16 protein-coding genes are annotated in these 16,350 nt (G+C 60.0%); 6 read left to right on the top strand and 10 right to left on the bottom strand.

The window, feature by feature from the left end; genetic code table 11:
- Positions 1-14: 14 nt before the first annotated feature.
- Positions 15-623, bottom strand: a complete 609-nt coding sequence (locus FHT76_RS11390; RefSeq protein WP_183859920.1) for an energy-coupling factor transporter transmembrane protein EcfT — start codon at positions 621-623, stop codon at positions 15-17.
- The gene (locus FHT76_RS11385; protein ID WP_183859918.1) at positions 620-1,297 is read right to left on the bottom strand and encodes an energy-coupling factor ABC transporter ATP-binding protein; all 678 of its coding nucleotides are present in this window, start codon (positions 1,295-1,297) and stop codon (positions 620-622) included. Before FHT76_RS11385 ends, FHT76_RS11390 begins: the two co-directional genes overlap by 4 nt.
- A 147-nt stretch (positions 1,298-1,444) precedes the next feature.
- On the opposite strand from FHT76_RS11385, the gene FHT76_RS11380 reads away from it, so the two are divergent.
- Positions 1,445-2,635: a winged helix-turn-helix domain-containing protein gene (locus FHT76_RS11380; RefSeq protein ID WP_183859916.1), complete on the top strand. Its 1,191-nt coding sequence runs from the start codon at positions 1,445-1,447 to the stop codon at positions 2,633-2,635.
- Between the two features lie 123 nt (positions 2,636-2,758).
- Positions 2,759-3,103, top strand: a complete 345-nt coding sequence (locus tag FHT76_RS41395) for a KTSC domain-containing protein (RefSeq protein ID WP_246712549.1) — start codon at positions 2,759-2,761, stop codon at positions 3,101-3,103.
- A 91-nt stretch (positions 3,104-3,194) separates the two neighbouring features.
- Here FHT76_RS41395 and ribB read toward each other — a convergent pair whose 3' ends face one another.
- From ribB to FHT76_RS11360, 3 genes are all read right to left on the bottom strand, one after another.
- A complete protein-coding gene (ribB, locus tag FHT76_RS11370) occupies positions 3,195-4,298 on the bottom strand; it encodes a 3,4-dihydroxy-2-butanone-4-phosphate synthase (RefSeq protein ID WP_183752277.1) in 1,104 nt (367 codons plus the stop codon).
- A 10-nt stretch (positions 4,299-4,308) separates the two neighbouring features.
- Entirely contained in the window at positions 4,309-5,406 is a 1,098-nt protein-coding gene (gene aroC / locus FHT76_RS11365; RefSeq protein WP_183859914.1) for a chorismate synthase, read from the bottom strand.
- 161 nt (positions 5,407-5,567) lie between these two features.
- Positions 5,568-8,741 carry an EAL domain-containing protein gene (locus FHT76_RS11360; protein WP_183859912.1) on the bottom strand — a complete coding sequence of 1,058 codons (3,174 nt, stop codon included), beginning with the start codon at positions 8,739-8,741 and terminating at the stop codon, positions 5,568-5,570.
- A 245-nt stretch (positions 8,742-8,986) separates the two neighbouring features.
- Here FHT76_RS11360 and FHT76_RS11355 point away from each other — a divergent pair, with 245 nt between their 5' ends.
- Positions 8,987-9,247: a DUF1344 domain-containing protein gene (locus FHT76_RS11355; protein ID WP_016552992.1), complete on the top strand. Its 261-nt coding sequence runs from the start codon at positions 8,987-8,989 to the stop codon at positions 9,245-9,247.
- A gap of 6 nt (positions 9,248-9,253) precedes the next feature.
- Here FHT76_RS11355 and FHT76_RS11350 read toward each other — a convergent pair whose 3' ends face one another.
- The 4 genes from FHT76_RS11350 to FHT76_RS11335 form a co-directional block, all read right to left on the bottom strand.
- On the bottom strand, positions 9,254-9,844 hold the full coding sequence (locus FHT76_RS11350) for a histidine phosphatase family protein (RefSeq protein WP_183859910.1): 591 nt from the start codon (positions 9,842-9,844) through the stop codon (positions 9,254-9,256).
- Positions 9,845-9,926: 82 nt separating this feature from the next.
- Positions 9,927-10,745 (bottom strand): enoyl-ACP reductase FabI, encoded by an 819-nt coding sequence (fabI, locus tag FHT76_RS11345; RefSeq protein ID WP_016552994.1) that lies wholly within the window; start codon positions 10,743-10,745, stop codon positions 9,927-9,929.
- A 123-nt stretch (positions 10,746-10,868) separates the two neighbouring features.
- The gene (locus tag FHT76_RS11340) at positions 10,869-12,035 is read right to left on the bottom strand and encodes a DnaJ C-terminal domain-containing protein (RefSeq protein WP_183859908.1); all 1,167 of its coding nucleotides are present in this window, start codon (positions 12,033-12,035) and stop codon (positions 10,869-10,871) included.
- A 234-nt stretch (positions 12,036-12,269) separates the two neighbouring features.
- The gene (locus FHT76_RS11335; RefSeq protein ID WP_016552996.1) at positions 12,270-12,728 is read right to left on the bottom strand and encodes an RT0821/Lpp0805 family surface protein; all 459 of its coding nucleotides are present in this window, start codon (positions 12,726-12,728) and stop codon (positions 12,270-12,272) included.
- A gap of 66 nt (positions 12,729-12,794) precedes the next feature.
- On the opposite strand from FHT76_RS11335, the gene pdxH reads away from it, so the two are divergent.
- A complete protein-coding gene (gene pdxH / locus FHT76_RS11330) occupies positions 12,795-13,415 on the top strand; it encodes a pyridoxamine 5'-phosphate oxidase (RefSeq protein ID WP_183859906.1) in 621 nt (206 codons plus the stop codon).
- 12 nt (positions 13,416-13,427) lie between these two features.
- Here the strand turns inward: pdxH and FHT76_RS11325 are convergent, their stop codons facing one another.
- On the bottom strand, positions 13,428-14,480 hold the full coding sequence (locus FHT76_RS11325; protein WP_183859904.1) for a polysaccharide deacetylase family protein: 1,053 nt from the start codon (positions 14,478-14,480) through the stop codon (positions 13,428-13,430).
- A 228-nt stretch (positions 14,481-14,708) separates the two neighbouring features.
- Here FHT76_RS11325 and FHT76_RS11320 point away from each other — a divergent pair, with 228 nt between their 5' ends.
- Both FHT76_RS11320 and FHT76_RS11315 read left to right on the top strand, forming a co-directional pair.
- Entirely contained in the window at positions 14,709-15,989 is a 1,281-nt protein-coding gene (locus FHT76_RS11320; RefSeq protein WP_183859902.1) for a D-alanyl-D-alanine carboxypeptidase family protein, read from the top strand.
- Positions 15,990-16,047: 58 nt separating this feature from the next.
- Complete coding sequence (locus FHT76_RS11315; RefSeq protein ID WP_259185594.1) at positions 16,048-16,350, top strand: pyrophosphatase; 303 nt, start codon at positions 16,048-16,050, stop codon at positions 16,348-16,350.

Here is a 16,350-nt window from a genome sequence, read left to right as displayed (position 1 = left end):
CTGTTAGCGAGTTCTCAATTGACATGCCGCCGAACGCCGCGCGCGTCAATTGCCGCAGCAATGTTATCCGCATCCCTCAGCGTCAGAATGACCAGTGGCACGAGCACGGTTGTTGGCCGCACCTTGATGCCACGCGCCGCGTGCGCCTCGCGGATGGCACGATAACGATCGATAATCTCGGGAACAAAGCGCACAACGAGCCCGACAGCAAGGCCGACATCGCCGGCCCGGAGAAGTCCGAGGCGCTCGAGCGGCCGGGCAAGCAGGGTAATTTCGTCGATGAATTGTGCAATCGTCGTCGTTGCCGTCACGGCAGCGGCAAACAGCATCAACGCCGTCAGGCGCAGCAGGGCAACAATCGCGACATGCCAAGGATTGAAGGCAAGGCTGAACAAGGCAACGATGAGGATCGTCAGGAAAATGGGCTTCAGCCGCGCAAGCGCGGATCGGGCCGGCAGGCCGATGCTGAAGGCGACCACCGCCGTCGCAAGCACGCCCAAGCCAAGCAACATCAAGTTCGTCGTAAGGAAGAGCACGACGCCGAGGGCCGCAAGCACCAGCAGCTTGGCGCGGGCCGAAACCCGATGCATCACGCTGTTGCCTTCGACGAAAAGCGACTTCATCGGCTAGCGATCTCCCTGTAACGGCGGATCGCCTCTCCGGCAGGTGCGTCGGCAATAAGGTTGCCTTCATGGAAAACCAAAACGCGCTCGTAGTCGGCGACCAATTCCAGGTCGTGGCTGATGACGATTGCGCTCTCGGGAAGGCCATCCACCAACCCCTGTACGAGACCGCGATTCTTTAGGTCCAACTGGTTGGTCGGCTCGTCCAGAATGAGAATGTCTGGACCTGTCGCGAGCACAGAGCACAGAGCTGCGAGTTGGAGCTCCCCGCCCGAAAGCTCGTGCGCCCGGCGCTCGGCGAGATGGCCCGCGCTGAAGCGCTGCAGGACCGCCTCCACCTTCGCCGCGATCTCCGCCGGCTTGTAGCCGCGGCTCTTCAGACCGAAGGCGATATCGTCGCGTACGACGGGCAGGATGATCTGGTTTTGCGGGGACTGGAAGATGAAGCCGACATCGGTCAGGACGGCATTGGCGTCGGTTGTATCGCGGCCGTTGACGATCACCCGCCCGACGCTCGGCTTTGTCAGCCCGTTGATGAGGCGCGCAAAGGTCGTCTTGCCCGAGCCGTTGAGGCCGATAATGCCAATGCGCTTTTCTGTGAGCTGCAGCGTCACGGGCGCCAGCGCGACGCGCGCACCATAGCTGACCCCTGCGCCTTCGAAACGGATATCCACCTGGTCCCTCGTGAATTGAGAGGCCGTTCTATAACGAATTTCGCGCTTTGAAAGCTCAAAATCTCGCAATGAATGCCGGCCGCTCCTACCTGATGATCGTGCCGACTTACCGGTAGCTAGGAACATTTTCCGTTCTATGATGTCCGCATGATGAATCTCATTTCGAATTCCGATGCCCGCCGCATATTCCTCGCCAAGCAGGGCCTGAGCGCGCCGCCGAACAAGGCGCTGACGAAGGCTGGCCTGCTGGAGCTCATCAACGAACTCGGCTTCGTGCAGGTGGACAGCATCCAGACGGTGGAGCGGGCTCATCACCAGATCCTGTTTTCCCGCAACCAGACCTACAAGCGCGAGCACTTGAAGGCGCTTCTGGAGAAGGAAGGCTCGCTCTTCGAGCATTGGACGCATGACGCCTCGATCCTGCCCAGTGCCTTCTTCCGATATTGGAAGCACAAGTTTCGCCATGAGGAAGAAGTGATCGGCGAGCGCTGGCGCAAATGGCAAGGGGAGGGGTTTGAACATGCCTTCGACGAGACATTTGAACGCGTCACGCGCGATGGCGCCATCATGGCACGCGAGATCAAGGCGGACGGGCACGTTTCCGGCGGCTGGTGGAACTGGCACCCCAACAAGACGGCGCTGGAATATTTCTGGCGCACCGGCAAGTTCGCCATCGCCGGACGATCCAACTTCCAGAAGATCTACGATCTCGTCGAACGCGTCATTCCCGCCGAGTTTCACGAGCCGGAGGTAAGCTATGAGGAGTTCGTCGACTGGGCCTGCCGCAGCGCGCTGACGCGATTAGGCTTTGCCACGCATGGCGAGATCGCCGCCTTCTGGGATCTGTTGTCGCCGGACGAAGCCAAGGCCTGGGTCAACGAGCATCGCGACGAGTTGACCGAGGCCCTGATCGAGCCGGCGCTTGGAGGCAAGCCGCGGCCTTCCTGGGCCTTCCCGGATCTGCTCACCAGCCTTCAGGACTATCCCGACGCGCCGCCGCGTGTGCGCGTGCTCAGTCCCTTCGATCCGATGATCCGCGACCGCAACCGCACCGAACGGCTGTTTGGCTTCTTCTACCGTATCGAGGTCTTCGTGCCCGAGCCGAAGCGAGAATACGGCTATTATGTCTTCCCGCTGCTCGAAGGCGACAAGTTGATCGGCCGCATTGACATGAAGGCGGACCGCAAGAACGGCCGTCTCGACGTCAAGCGTCTGTGGCTGGAGCCGGGGGTACGCGCGTCCGCCGGGCGTATCGAAAAGCTGCTCGCCGAACTTGACCGACTGGCCAAATTCACCGGCGTTGGACAGGTCGTTCTAATGGATGGTTGGCAAGGCTGAACGGCGCTCGTCGATACCAGGTATTTTATGAAATTTCGTCGCAATTACAAAGAATTAATGTTGATGCGCGCTTTACCATGCTTGTCTTGAACTCCTTAAGAGCCGCCTGCGTAGGTTGGCTGCATGAAAACACGAGCCATCAAATTCGCCGCATTGGCGGCACTGAACAGCCTTCGCCGTGAAGTGAGGGCCCTGCTGCGCAAACGGCGCGATGCGCGCGCCGCCACCATCGTCACACGGGCCGGACGACTGGCGAAGATGGAGCCGTTGGCGGTGAATTCGACGCTGATCGATGCGGTCTACTTCAGCCAGGAGGATGGCCGGCTTCGCGTCTGCCTGAGCAATGGCGAAGAGCGGCAGTTCGAGGGTGTGGCGGAATCAGAGGTGATCGCCATGGTCACCTCCCAATCGCCGGGAAAATATTATATCGAAAACGTCAGGGGCCGCTTCAAGCGCATCGCTGCTTGAGCGTGAAGCAGGCGGCGGCGACCGGCTCGACGCCGAGCTGTAACGCCTTGCGCGGCTCTCCGGCGTCGAGAAAGTCTGACGGATGGCGGGCTTAGTAGATCTCGGTCTTCGAAATCTTGATGCCGAAGCCTTCGAGGCCGACGTAATGGCGCTCGCGGCTCGTCAGCAACCGGATCGATGAAACGCCGAGATCCTTGAGGATTTGCGCGCCGAGACCGATTTCCAGCCATTCATTGTCGCGGACCTGGGCCTCCGCATGTGCCTCTCGGCCCTGGCTGCGAGCCTTGCGACCGCTGTCATGGTGACCGACTCCGACGGAGCCTTCGCGCAGGTAGACGATGATACCTCGGCCTTCCTCGGTAATCTTCTTCATGTATTGGTCGACAGGCCGGCGTTTGCCGAACAGGTCGTCGGCGACATTCTCCGGATGCAGGCGAACCGGAATGTCGATACCGTCGCGGATGTCGCCGAAAACGACGGCGAGGTGCTGCATCGTATCCCAAGGGAGCGAATAGGTGTGTGCCTTGGCCTTGCCGAAGGGCGTTTCGATGTCGAAGCTCTGACCGAGTTCGATTAGCGTCTCCTTGCGTTGGCGGTAGGCGATCAGGTCGGCCACCGACACCAGCTTGAGGCCATGCGTTTCCGCGAATTCGACCACCTGCTGTCCACGGGTGACGGTACCGTCATCGTTTACCAACTCGCTGATCACGCCAATTAGCGGAAGGCCCGCGAGCTTGCATAGGTCGACCGCAGCTTCCGTGTGGCCAGAACGCATGAGCACGCCGCCCTCGCGTGAAACCAGCGGGAAGATGTGACCCGGCCGCACGAAGTCGGTCGCCCCGACATTCGGGTTGGCGAGGTTGCGAACGGTCAGTGTCCGATCATCGGCAGAAATGCCCGTTGTCGTACCGTGCTTGAAATCGACGGAAACAGTGAAGGCGGTCGTGTGGGCCGAGTCGTTTTCGGCAACCATCGCATTGAGGTTGAGCCGCCGGGCCTCCTCTTTCGGCATTGGCGCGCAGACGATACCGGAGGTGTGACGCACGATGAATGCCATCTTTTCCGAGGTACAGTGAACAGCCGCAACGATGAGGTCGCCTTCGTTCTCACGGTCGTTGTCATCCATCACCACGACGATTTCGCCGGCCTCGAAGGCCCTGATAGCATCGACGACGCGCTTCTGATCGTAAGCCATGTGTGTATTCCTATTTCAGCCGGCCGGTCTGGCCGCGGTCACGGAGATAGTGGTCGGCGATGGCGCAGGCGACCATCGCCTCGCCGATCGGCACGGCGCGAATGCCGACGCACGGATCATGCCGTCCCTTGGTGCGGATATCGACATTGTTGCCGTCGGCATCGATCGACTGGCGCTCGGTCAGGATCGATGAGGTCGGCTTGATGGCGAAGCGGGCGATAACCGGCTGGCCGGTCGAGATGCCGCCTAAGATGCCGCCGGCCTTGTTCGACAGGAACAGTGGCTTGCCGTCATTGCCCATGCGCATTTCGTCGGCGTTTTCCTCGCCGGTGATCTCGGCTGCTTCGAAGCCGTTGCCGATCTCGACGCCTTTGACTGCATTGATCGACATCAGCAGCGAGGCGATGTCCTGGTCGAGCTTGCCATAGATCGGGGCGCCGAGACCTGCCGGCACGCCTTCGGCGACGACCTCAACAACCGCGCCGATCGAGGAGCCATTCTTGCGGATGCCGTCGAGGTAATCCTCCCAGACCGGAACGATCGCGGCATCAGGTGCAAAGAACGGATTCTGGTCGACTTGATCCCAATCCCAGTTCTGGCGGTTGATCTTGTGCTTGCCGATCTGCACCAAGGCCCCGCGCACCTTGACCTCAGGCACAACAAGACGGGCGATGCCGCCAGCCGCGACGCGTGCAGCTGTTTCGCGGGCCGACGAACGGCCACCGCCGCGGTAGTCGCGGATCCCGTATTTGACATCGTAGGTGTAGTCGGCATGGCCTGGCCGATACTGCCGCGCGATCTCGCCGTAATCCTTGGAGCGCTGGTCGGTGTTCTCGATCATCATCGAGATCGGGGTGCCGGTCGAAATCATCGTCTCGCCGTCCGCGTCCAGCATCACGCCGGAGAGCACCTTGACCAGATCGGCCTCGCGGCGCTGCGTCACAAAGCGCGATTGGCCGGGCTTTCGCTTGTCCAGCCAGACCTGAATATCCTCGAGCTTGAAGCGAAGACCGGGGGGGCAGCCGTCGACGACGCAGCCGAGCGCCGGCCCGTGGCTTTCGCCCCAGGTGGTTACGCGGAAGAGATGACCGAATGTATTGTGCGACATATGTCCCGACCGGATCACGCCAACGGGTCGTCACCGGCGGCGTCCTTCATCTGAAAATGCGCGACACTCATAGGCCAAAAAAACGCGGCGGCAAAAGCCTTTCTTTGCTCCAAACCGCCAACGAAAGGAAATGGTGTTTCCGCGGATTATAAACGATGGCCTCAGGAGGCGATGCGCCAGGAGCTTTCGATCGCCATCTGCGTGAAATCCTCGAAGGACAGCGGGCGGGAGAAGGCATAGCCCTGCAGGAGGTCACAGCCGAGTTCGTCAAGGAGGGTGGCATGCGCTGCCGTTTCGACGCCCTCGGCCACCGTTTCGACGCCGAGCGAGCGGGCGATGTCGATGATCGAGCTGACCAGCGCGCGCTCCTGCGGCGAATTCATGATCGGCTGAACCAGCTGCCGGTCGATCTTCAGCCGCTTCGGCTTCAGCCTGAGGAGGCTGACAATCGACGTGTGACCCGTTCCGAAATCATCGATCTCGATGTCGATCCCAAGCGCCTTGATCCGCTCGAGGTTATGGGCGGCCACGTCCTCGCTTTCATCGAGGAAGATCGACTCGACCAGTTCGAATGACAGTTCGCCGGGGCGCATCTGCAGGCCGCTCAGCGATTGCGCAAGCATTTCGTCATGCAGCCGTCGTGCCGAAACGTTGACCGAAATCTTCGGAATGGTGACGCCCCGTGCTGCCCAGCGCATCTTGTCCCTCAGAGCAGTGTCGAGAACGATCCGGTCGAGCGTCTGGACGACGTTGATCTCGTCGGCGATCTTCAGGAACTTTTCCGGCGTCAACAGCCCGCGAGACGGATGCTGCCAGCGAACCAGAGCCTCGACGCCGGTGAGCTGCATGGTACGCGCGGAAAACTGCGGCTGGTACCAGGCCGTGAACTCGCCGTTCTCGATGCCGGCGAGAATCTCGTCTGCCAAGCGCTTGTTATTGATGATGTCGGCCTGCAGATTGTGGGTGAAGAACTCGTGGCGGTTCCGTCCCTGGCTCTTGGCGCGATAGAGGGCGATGTCGGCGTTGATCAGCACTTTGCGGGCATCGACGTGCACGCCATTGGCGAGCGCGATGCCGATGGAGACGCCGCAACGGCAGGCAAACCCTTCGAAGTCGATCGGCTGGCGCATTTGTTCGATGATGCGGCCGGCGAGCGCCGACATATCGGCGTCATTGGCGTTCAGTGCGAGGATGACGAATTCGTCACCACCGATACGCGCCACGAGGTCGTCGCTGCGCAGATTGCTCGAGAGCACCCTTGATGCGTGGATCAGCATCGCGTCGCCGGCGGCATGCCCGAGCGTGTCGTTGATTTCCTTGAACCTGTCGAGGTCGATATGAAGGATGGCGAACTTCTGCCGTTCCTTGCGTCCATCCATCGTCAATGTTTCGAGTGCGATATCCAGCTTGCGGCGGTTGGCGAGCGCGGTCAGCGGATCGTGCAATGCGTTGTGTTCGATACGATTCTTGGCAATCTCGAGCTCGATGTTCTTGGCGATCGCCTCGTCCTTGGCGGCCTTGAGCTGCGCTGTCATCAGCGCATCCTCGGTCATGTCGAAGGCAACGCCGATAATCTTCAATTTGCCGCTCGGCGTTTGATGGACCTTGCCGGTTGAACGCACATAGCGCATCGAGCCGTCCTCGACAGGGACACGGCAGATCAAGGTATGCGTGTCGCCGAGCTGCTTGAAATGGCGCGCGCTCTCGACGGCCAGGTCCCTGTCTTCCGGCAGAATGCAGGAGAGCCAAACCGGTTCGGTCATGAATCCGGCTCTTGGCTTCAACCCATAGAGCTCGTGCATCCGCTCGTCCCAGATCGAGCCTTCGTCCCCGAGCGTGGCTTCCCAGATGCCGCACTGATAGGAGTCGAGCGCCAGGTCCAGCTTGCCCGAGAGTTCCGAAAGCTCTGCCTCGCGCCGTGACAGTTCGTCCAGCGCCATTTCGAGCTCGGCATTCTTGATGTCGCTGACATCCTTCGCTTTACGCAGGGTTTCCGCTGTCTCGGCGTCGGCAGTGACGTCCCAGACGATGCCGATGGTTTTGTCGTCGCCTGCCGCGTCGGTGTAGAAGGAGCCAATCGAGCGCAGATGTCGGATCACTCCGTTCTCAGCGACAACACGGTATTGCGTCTCATATGCGGAGCCGGCGACGTTGTAGTGGAAGAAGTGTACTTCCGCGATGTGTCGATCCTCGGGGAGGATCGCGGCAAGCCAGTCTTCCAGCGAATGGCTGCCGTCTTGAGCTGGCTTGCCGTGCAGCGCAGCGGCGCGGGCGTCCCAGAACAGGGTATGCCCGTGATCATGCAGTTCCCATATGCCGATATTCGACGATTCCAGCGCAAGGTTGAGGCGTTGCGATAACTTCAGCAAGGTCGCCTCACGCACCTTGAGCTGCTCGATATTGCGGTTGCGCTCGCCGAGCAGCAGGGTCGCGAAGAAGACCGGGATGATCGTGATGCAGGCTGCTGCCGCGATGATCAGCCGAAGCTCTGACTGGTTTTCCGGGATCGCGTTCCAGCCTGTCTTCGGAACGGCAGCGATCTCCCAGCGTCCGCCGGCAAAGGCGATCTTGCGTGTCACCGGCTGCTTGTCGCGCAGATCCGGCGAGCCGAAGAAGGGCGTCGTCGCGCCGTCCGCCAGACCAAGGTCGCGCACTGCTATCGAGAGGTGATCGAGATGCGGATATTTCTCCTGGTTTTCGCTGTTTCGCGCGGGCTTCAATCCGGTGTTCTGGTAGAACAAGTCGGCGTCGACCATCACCTCGACGGCGCCCCAGATGCGGCGTTGCCCATTCTCCTTCACAAAGACTGGAAAGAAGACTGCGAAGGCCGCCTTGCCGTCGGTCGTGGTGATCGGGCCATAGAAGCGCGCTTGCTGGGCGCCTGTCGTGCGCGTCACCGATTGATGGGCGGAGAGACCATCGCGGACGTCACTACCCACCCGTTCGTCCGCGGCCTGCGGCGGATAGACGGCGCCGACGATGAAATTCGGCGCTATGGCGACATTCAGGAAGTGCGGGTTCTGGATGAGCAGCCAGTTGATCTGACGCTCCATCTCCTCGGCATTTACGCTCGAGTTGACCGCGACCATGTTCGCCAGGTCGCGTACGACCGTGATGTCCATGTTGATCTGCGCAGTCATCCGCGCCCGAATCAAACTGATCTCATTATCGGTTCGGATAGTTACTTCGCGCAGATGAGTGGCAGTATTGGCGCGGTCGAGCCCGAAGCCGACGATGACGACAACAATAGCGACGAGGCCGGAAACTAGGAGGGCGATACGGGTATGCCTGAAGACGCGCAGCAGCGTGTTGCTGTCTTTAAGGCCAAATAGCAAAACCCAGTCTCCCATGTTCGGGGCGACTTTAAATAGAAGCCGTTAATTTACGATTTCCCGCAAATCCTCTTTGCCGAACGCAGAAACCTACTGGAAATGCAATTAACGAAACGATGGCGTTGTTGTTAAAATACTCTTCACCAATTTGGCGCAGCACGTCATTCTTCAGGGCAAATTTCGCCATATTCGGGAGGTTATCTGTGCGCAGTTGGATTATCGAGTCGCGTTTTCGAGGGAATGCAGCCATGCGCTTCGTAGTAGCTACGCTTTTGGCCACAGCCAGTTTCTTGTCGCCGATCAGCGGATTTGCCGAGAGCGCGGACGTCGAGGCGACGATCAAGAAGGTCGATATGACCAACCTTAGCCTGACCCTCGATGACGGTAAAACCTATCAGGCACCGGAAGAGTTCAATTTCGAGGGGCTGAAGGCGGGTGTGAAGGTTATCGTCTTCTACACCGAGGTAGACGGCAAGCGCGTCATCAACGATCTCGACGTCGTTCAGTAGTTCGACCTAGATCCAGCCAATCAATCCCTTGTCGCGATCGATCTTCAGGATGCGGTCTTGTGGGATCTCACCTTCGGCAGCCTCGTCCTTTGGCAAGCCGGCAATCGTCCTGAAAAGACTGCGTATGACGCCGCCGTGTGTCACGCAAACCGTTGGTTTGTCGACGGAACTCAACCAGGATGCAACGCGCCACGACATGATTTCGTAGCTTTCCGCATCATCTCCCGGCGGAATGAAATCCCATTTGTTGAGATTGCGCTCGGTGACGCGGTCCCGGGCCGTCGCTTTCAATTCCTTGATCGTGAAGCCTTCCCAATCGCCAAAGGAAACCTCGACCAGTCGCTCGTCGGTCCGATAGGATTTCGATGGAAGACCCATTGCCTCACGCATGATCTCCATCGTGGCGCGGGTGCGTGCGAGCGGGCTTGCGACGAAATCGAAGGGGATTGCCTCGACCTTGAGGATTTCTGCGAGGTCAATGCCGTTCTGCCAGGCCTGCGCCCTGCCGATCGCATTGAGCGGAATATCCTTCTGCCCTTGCAGGCGACGCTCGGCGTTCCAGTCTGTCTGGCCGTGTCTGACGACGTAGATAAGCAAAGATCGGCTCCGTTGGGCGCGCAACCCCTCAACCGCTGTCGCGAAGAAGGGGTCGCGAGCACGACGCAGCAAAGGAGTGCGATCAGTCCTTTATGACGGAAATGTCGGGCGCGTCTACCGCCTTCATGCCGATGACGTGGTATCCGCTGTCGGCGTGATGGACTTCGCCGGTAACTGAACGCGAGAGGTCGGAGAGCAGGTACAGGCCGACATCACCAACTTCTTCGATCGTTACTGTACGACGCAGCGGTGCATTGTATTCGTTCCACTTCAGGATGTAGCGGAAGTCACCAATGCCAGAGGCGGCAAGTGTCTTGATCGGTCCGGCAGAAACGGCGTTGACGCGAATGTTCTTCGGTCCGAGATCAACCGCCAGGTACTTCACGCTCGCTTCCAATGCCGCCTTGGCAACGCCCATGACGTTGTAGTTCGGCATGACCTTTTCGGCGCCATAGTAGGTCAGCGTCAGCATCGAGCCGCCGTCCGTCATCAGCTTCTCGGCGCGACGCGCGACCGAGGTGAAGGAATAGACGGAGATCTGCATTGTCTTGTTGAAGTTGTCAGCCGAGGTGTCGACATAACGGCCGGTCAGCTCGTCCTTGTCCGAAAAGCCGATCGCGTGAACGATGAAGTCGATCTTGCCCCACAGCTTTTCCACGTGGTCGAAGACAGCGTCGATGGTTGACTCGTCGCTGACATCGCAATGTCCGGCAAGAACGCCATTTACTTCGGCAACCAATGGTTCAACGCGCTTCTTCAGTGCGTCGCCCTGGTAAGTAAAGGCAATTTCGCCGCCCTGTGCATGAATAGCCTTGGCAATACCCCACGCAATCGAACGATTGTTGGCAACGCCCATGATGACGCCGCGCTTGCCTGACATGAGGCCTGTTGCCTGAGCCATATTTCGCCCCCTAAGGAATTCTGATCGGTCCTGCCTATGGCATAGGCTGCTAATCGGTTCAAGATTGGCAGCAATCATCAACTGTTAGGGATCGTAACAAAGGGTGCGCGTGTCACCAAAATTTCACAAAAACAGCCCGTTCTTCATGCTGCGCATCAAATCGGTGACTTTGTCGTCAGGTTTTTCCCACAACATAATGCGCAGCTCGACCACGAGATCAGCCCTGCCGCCGTCGGCGTTCGCGAGGCCTTGACCAGGGATTCGGATCGTCCTGTCAGAGCCCGACCACGCGGGAACCGTGACGTTGATGGGGCCATTGGGCCCCTCGATCCGCGCCTCGGTTCCGAGCACGGCATTTTCGATCGTCACCGGCAGTACTGTGTGCAGGTCGAAGCCATTGACCGTGAAGTTGTCGTCGGGGGCAATGTGGATGTTGATGACAGCATCGCCGCGCTGCATCCCGGCGAGCTTGTGGCCCTGACCTTTCAGGCGCACCTGATGGCCTTCCGTCGTCCCGGCGGTCAGCGCAAATCCGCCATCGCGGCCTTCACCGAGGTCGACGGTCACCCAGCTCCCTTTGATAACCTCATCGACTGTGACGGTCTTCGTTACGAACTGGTCCGGCGCCTTTTCGGGCGCAACTGTGCCGCCGCCGGTAAAGCGGCGAACGAGCGACGTCAGCAAGCTCAGCGGCTGCATGGAGACAGAGGCCTGAGCGGCGGCCTCATCGGCAGCTTGCTGTTCAGCCTCGGCCCTGCCGGCATCCGTATGTTTGTCTGCGGTTGCAGCCTCCGGTTCAGGCCGCCTTGGAGCGCCGGTGGAAAAACCTTGGGCTCGGCCGCCACCGGACGCAGCGCGTGCCTGCGTGCCGAAGATGCGCTCGATCACTTCTTCCGGCGGCTCCGCCGTGCCTGTCTTTTGCTGCTTGGAAGCGTCCGCGGCAGCCTTCTGCGCCGCGGCGCGCGCAAGTTCTTCCATCACGCGCTCGGCATTGGCCTGGGCCGCCTTGGCGCGAACGGCGGCTTCGCGAGCCGCCTGCCGTTGCTGCATGATCGTGCCTTCCTTGGCTTTGGCCTCGGCCATGCGGGCGGCATTGTCAAAGAGGCTCCGTTTCTTTGGATCCTTCAATGTCTCATAGGCGCGGCCGATTTCCGCGAAGCGAGCGCTCGCCGTCGGGTCGCCCTGATTGTGATCAGGGTGAACCGCCTTGGCCATATTGCGCCAGGCTGCTTTGATTTCGTCCTGCCCCGCGTCGCGCTTGACGCCCAAAATCTTATAAGGATCGCGCATGTCCCAAACCGCCGGTGTTCCGATGCGGTGTGCCTGCCCTTGCCCTGGCACCCCGAAGCCTCTCGTTCGGCGCCCGAGCTCATCCTGAGGATAAACCTGGCGCACATGAGGAACGATTGTCAGGAAAAGATGCTAATCAGTTCTTATCCGACGTGGCGGGTATCTCGCTTTTGCGCCGAATGGTTAGCCTTTTGCTAAACATCAAAAGAGGCGAAAGCATGCGTCACCTGGTACTCAGCTTTCCGGCTGGAAACTCAGGAGCTGCCAGTTGCCGCCGCCGACCAAGCAGGTCTTGCCATAGAATTTTGCAATTCCGACATAGGAGTGGCGCGTCGTACGGAACTGGCGGCAAACGTGGCCGGAATCGGTATTCTCGACGATTGTGTCGATCACGCCGGCGCTGCCGGTCGAAGCGTTCGCCCAGGGAAGGGGACGTCCCTCTAGTCTCTGGATGTCGGCCGATGTCACGGCGTTGCCGACCGTCATCTCGTCGGAAATCGAGTCACTCGTCGGCGCGGGCTGCGGCACGGTGCCCGTCGCAACCGAACGATCGACCTTCGAGCTGCTGAAGAGATCAAGGCCGCTGGACACGCAACCGGAAAGGGAGAGCACCGCCGTGCCGACAACGCAGAAGGCCGCACTGCGACGCAGCAGACCCTTTGTATGACGATCTGACTTTGCTATGACTTCCACCCTGCGTCCTGTCCGGTAGCTAAAAGCTGGGCAAACTTCGAATAAACCCGGGGCATTTGAGCTAATATGTCGGCAAATGAGTTAATAAGCGGTGACTTCACCGAGCGAAACGAACCGTTCGATCTTTTTGCCGAGTGGCTGAAGGAAGCGGAGGCTTCCGAGATCAATGACCCGAATGCGGTAGCACTTGCGACGGTCGATGAGGACGGCCTTCCCAATGTCCGCATGGTTCTCCTTAAGGGATTCGATCACGAGGGCTTTGTCTTCTACACGAATTTCGAGAGCCAGAAAGGCCAGGAAATCCTCGGGCAGAAAAAAGCGGCCATGTGCTTCCACTGGAAAACGCTGCGCCGGCAGGTTCGCTTGCGGGGGCCCGTGGAAATCGTGAGCGATGAAGAAGCAGATGCTTACTTCAAGACGCGGGCTCGCGGCAGCCGGATCGGTGCCTGGGCATCGAAGCAGTCACGGCCGTTGGAAAGCCGATTCGCGCTCGAGAAAGCTGTGGCGGAATATACCGCCCGCTACGCGATCGGCGAGATTCCGCGTCCGGCGCATTGGTCCGGCTTCCGGATTCGGCCGGTGTCGATCGAGTTCTGGAAGGACCAGAAGTTCCGCCTCCACGATCGCATCGAGTTTCGCCGGGCCTCGCCGGAAGAGAACTGGACGAAGGTTCGGATGTATCCCTGATCAACAGGATGTTCACACCTTGCTTGATGCAAACCGCAAAGGGATGCCGGAAGCAAGGCCGGAAACATGGCGTACGTTCTGATAGAGGCCGTTGACCGATAGCCTCGGCAGATGGGTGATGTGGCCGATCGAGCGCGGGGTGACGACGCCGGGCTGTGTCGTCACGGCAATATCGAAGCCCACCTCGCGTGCGATCGCCGCCTGCCTCTGTGTGACCGCCTGGCGCGTGCCATAGGGATAGGCGAAGCAGCCCGGTCGGGCGCCTGCGATCGCAGCCACATAGTCGCGCGAGGTTTCCATCTCGTCGCGAACCTCCTGGTCGGAAAGGCGGGACATCGCCCTGTGGCTGATCGTATGCGCGCCAAGGGAAGCGAGGGGACTGGCTTCCAGCAAATTGAGCTCCGCCGGGGTCATGACGAGATCGTCAACGATCTCGTGCGGATCGATCTCGTGCATCCGCGCCATGGCATCGATGGCTGCCACCACGGCGCTTTCGTCATGGCGATGAAGATGGCTCGCGAAACGCGCAAACGCATGCTCCTTCGAGGCAACCGTCGCGATATCAAATATCTCGTGGCCGTTGCCGAAATCGAAGCCGAACCTTTCCTCCTTGCGCAAAAGCGCCGCAAGTGTCTCCCACCAGATCGTATGGGTGCGTTCGGAAAGCCCTTTGGCGACGAAGATAGTGAAGGGCGCGTTGTGTCTCTCGAAGATAGGCAAGGCATAGACAAGATTGTTGCGGTAACCGTCATCGAGCGTGAAGGCCGCGAAAGGTTGGCTTGACGCGGACTGCGACAGCAACGCGGGAACTTCGTCAAGCGCCACGAACCGATAGCCGTCGCGCTTGAGGCGATCGAGGACCAGATCGAGGAATTCGGGTGTGATCTCCAGATGCGCATTGGGAGCGAACGCGGTGGCTTCCTGGGGGCGGACATGGTGGAGCGTGAAGATCGCGCCGCGCCCGCGGGCGCTTCGCATCACGCCGGCCGCACGCAGGAGGTTGGCAGCCTCAAGCGCACCGGTGATGGCAATTCGCCTTGCAAGCTTTTTCGCGCTGCCCGTCATCTCACTGGCTGCTGACCCGTTTCTGGAACGGCAAAACTAGCAAGCCCGGGGTTAAGTCTTGCTGAATGAAGATTTTTGAGTGTCCTCTTTACGGGATTTTCACTATGAAGGATAAAACTTGACAAAAATGGTACCAGTTGTCGCAAAGTCGCTCCAGATTGGCTGCTTCTGTAGCGGAACGGGACAAATCCGAATGGCGCCGGCTATTCGTTCATCAAGGGGAAATGCATGAATAAGCTGTTGGCCGCGATTATAGCCGCGACGCTCGTCGTTGCGGCGCCGTTGACGGCGATGGCAGGCAGTGCCTCCCTCATCCTGGATGCCCGAACCGGCAAGGTGCTCAGCGCCGAGAATGCCGACGTACTGAACCATCCCGCGTCGCTGACGAAGATGATGACCATCTATATGGCCTTCGAGGCGATCAAGCGCGGCAAGATCAGCTGGAACACGCCGCTTGTCATGTCGAAATACGCCGCCTCGCGGCCGCCGACAAAGCTCGGTGTTCGGCCCGGCGATTCCATTACCGTCCAAGAAGCAATCCTTGGCATGATCACCAAGTCTGCCAACGATGCTGCCGCGGCCATGGCCGAGAAGCTTGGCGGTTCCGAAAGCAACTTTGCCGCCATGATGACGCAGAAGGCACGGCAGCTCGGCATGACCCGCACGGCTTTCTACAATGCGTCTGGCCTTCCGGATGGCCGCCAGGTTACGACGGCGCGAGACATGTCCACGCTTGCCGTGGCCCTCATGCGGAATTTCCCCGGCGAGTATCGTCTGTTCTCGACGGCCAGCTTTACCTTCCGCGGACGCACGATCCGCGGCCACAACAACCTGATGTACCGCTATCAGGGCATGGACGGCATCAAGACCGGTTACACCAACGCGTCTGGTTTCAATCTGGTCAGCGCTGTCAGGGACGGAGACCGCCGCGTCGTCGGCGTCGTGCTCGGCGGCCGCACGGCCCGCAGCCGCGACGCCAAGATGGCCGGCCTGCTCGACAAGTATCTCGGTCGGTCGCCGGGCGGCGCGAATATGGTCGCAACCACCAACTCGCGCCAGCCAGTGGAAGTTGCCTCCGCGGCAGATGACGGCGGTATGCCGACCCCAGGCACCGCACCGCGCAAGAGTGAACTCTCGCCGAAGGCGCTCGGATTTCTCAGCGATGCGACGGTTCCAATGGAGCGTCCGTTTGACGCCGCCGATCCCAGCAAAGCTGGCAAGCCTGCCGCGAAGTCTGCCGCTGCGCCGACGGCAGCCGGCGACTGGCAGATCCAGATCTCGGCTGCATCGAGTGACGATGCGGCGCGCGCCCTGCTTGCCCAGGCCAAGGCCGAGGGCGGCGCTGCCTTGAAAATGGCCTCGCCCTATACCGAGGCTGTCGGCAATGGCGCGAACAAGATCTATCGTGCTCGCTTCGTCGGCTTCCATAGCCGCGAGGCGGCTACTTCAGCCTGCGATGCCCTGAAGCAGCGCTCCTACGACTGCATGCTGCTGCCCGATCACGGCTGAGGCTTCTGGACTTTCCAGCAGAATCAAGGTTCTCCTTTGTAAACAAAAGGAGAACATCATGCTGAATGATCTCGCCGAAAAATTCGAGCGTTCCTCTCGGGCCTACGCCGACGCAAACCACATCGAGCGGGATGCCGACTGGTTTCTGCTGAAGCTGCAGGAGGAAATGGGGGAACTCACCCAGGCCTGGAACCGCGTCAGCGGCAGAGGACGCCGGAAGGGGAGGTCAGACGAGGAATTGGCCCGCGATCTTGCCGATGAGGCGGCGGATGTGCTCGGCCACATTCTTCTTTTTGCACACAGGAACAGGCTGGATCTCTCTGCCGCGATCAAGCGCAAGTGGCTTTTCCAGGCTGTATAG

Source organism: Rhizobium sp. BK176, assembly GCF_024808055.1.
The sequence above is the reverse complement of the archived record's forward strand: the minus strand, read 5'-3'. Positions and strand labels throughout refer to the sequence as shown.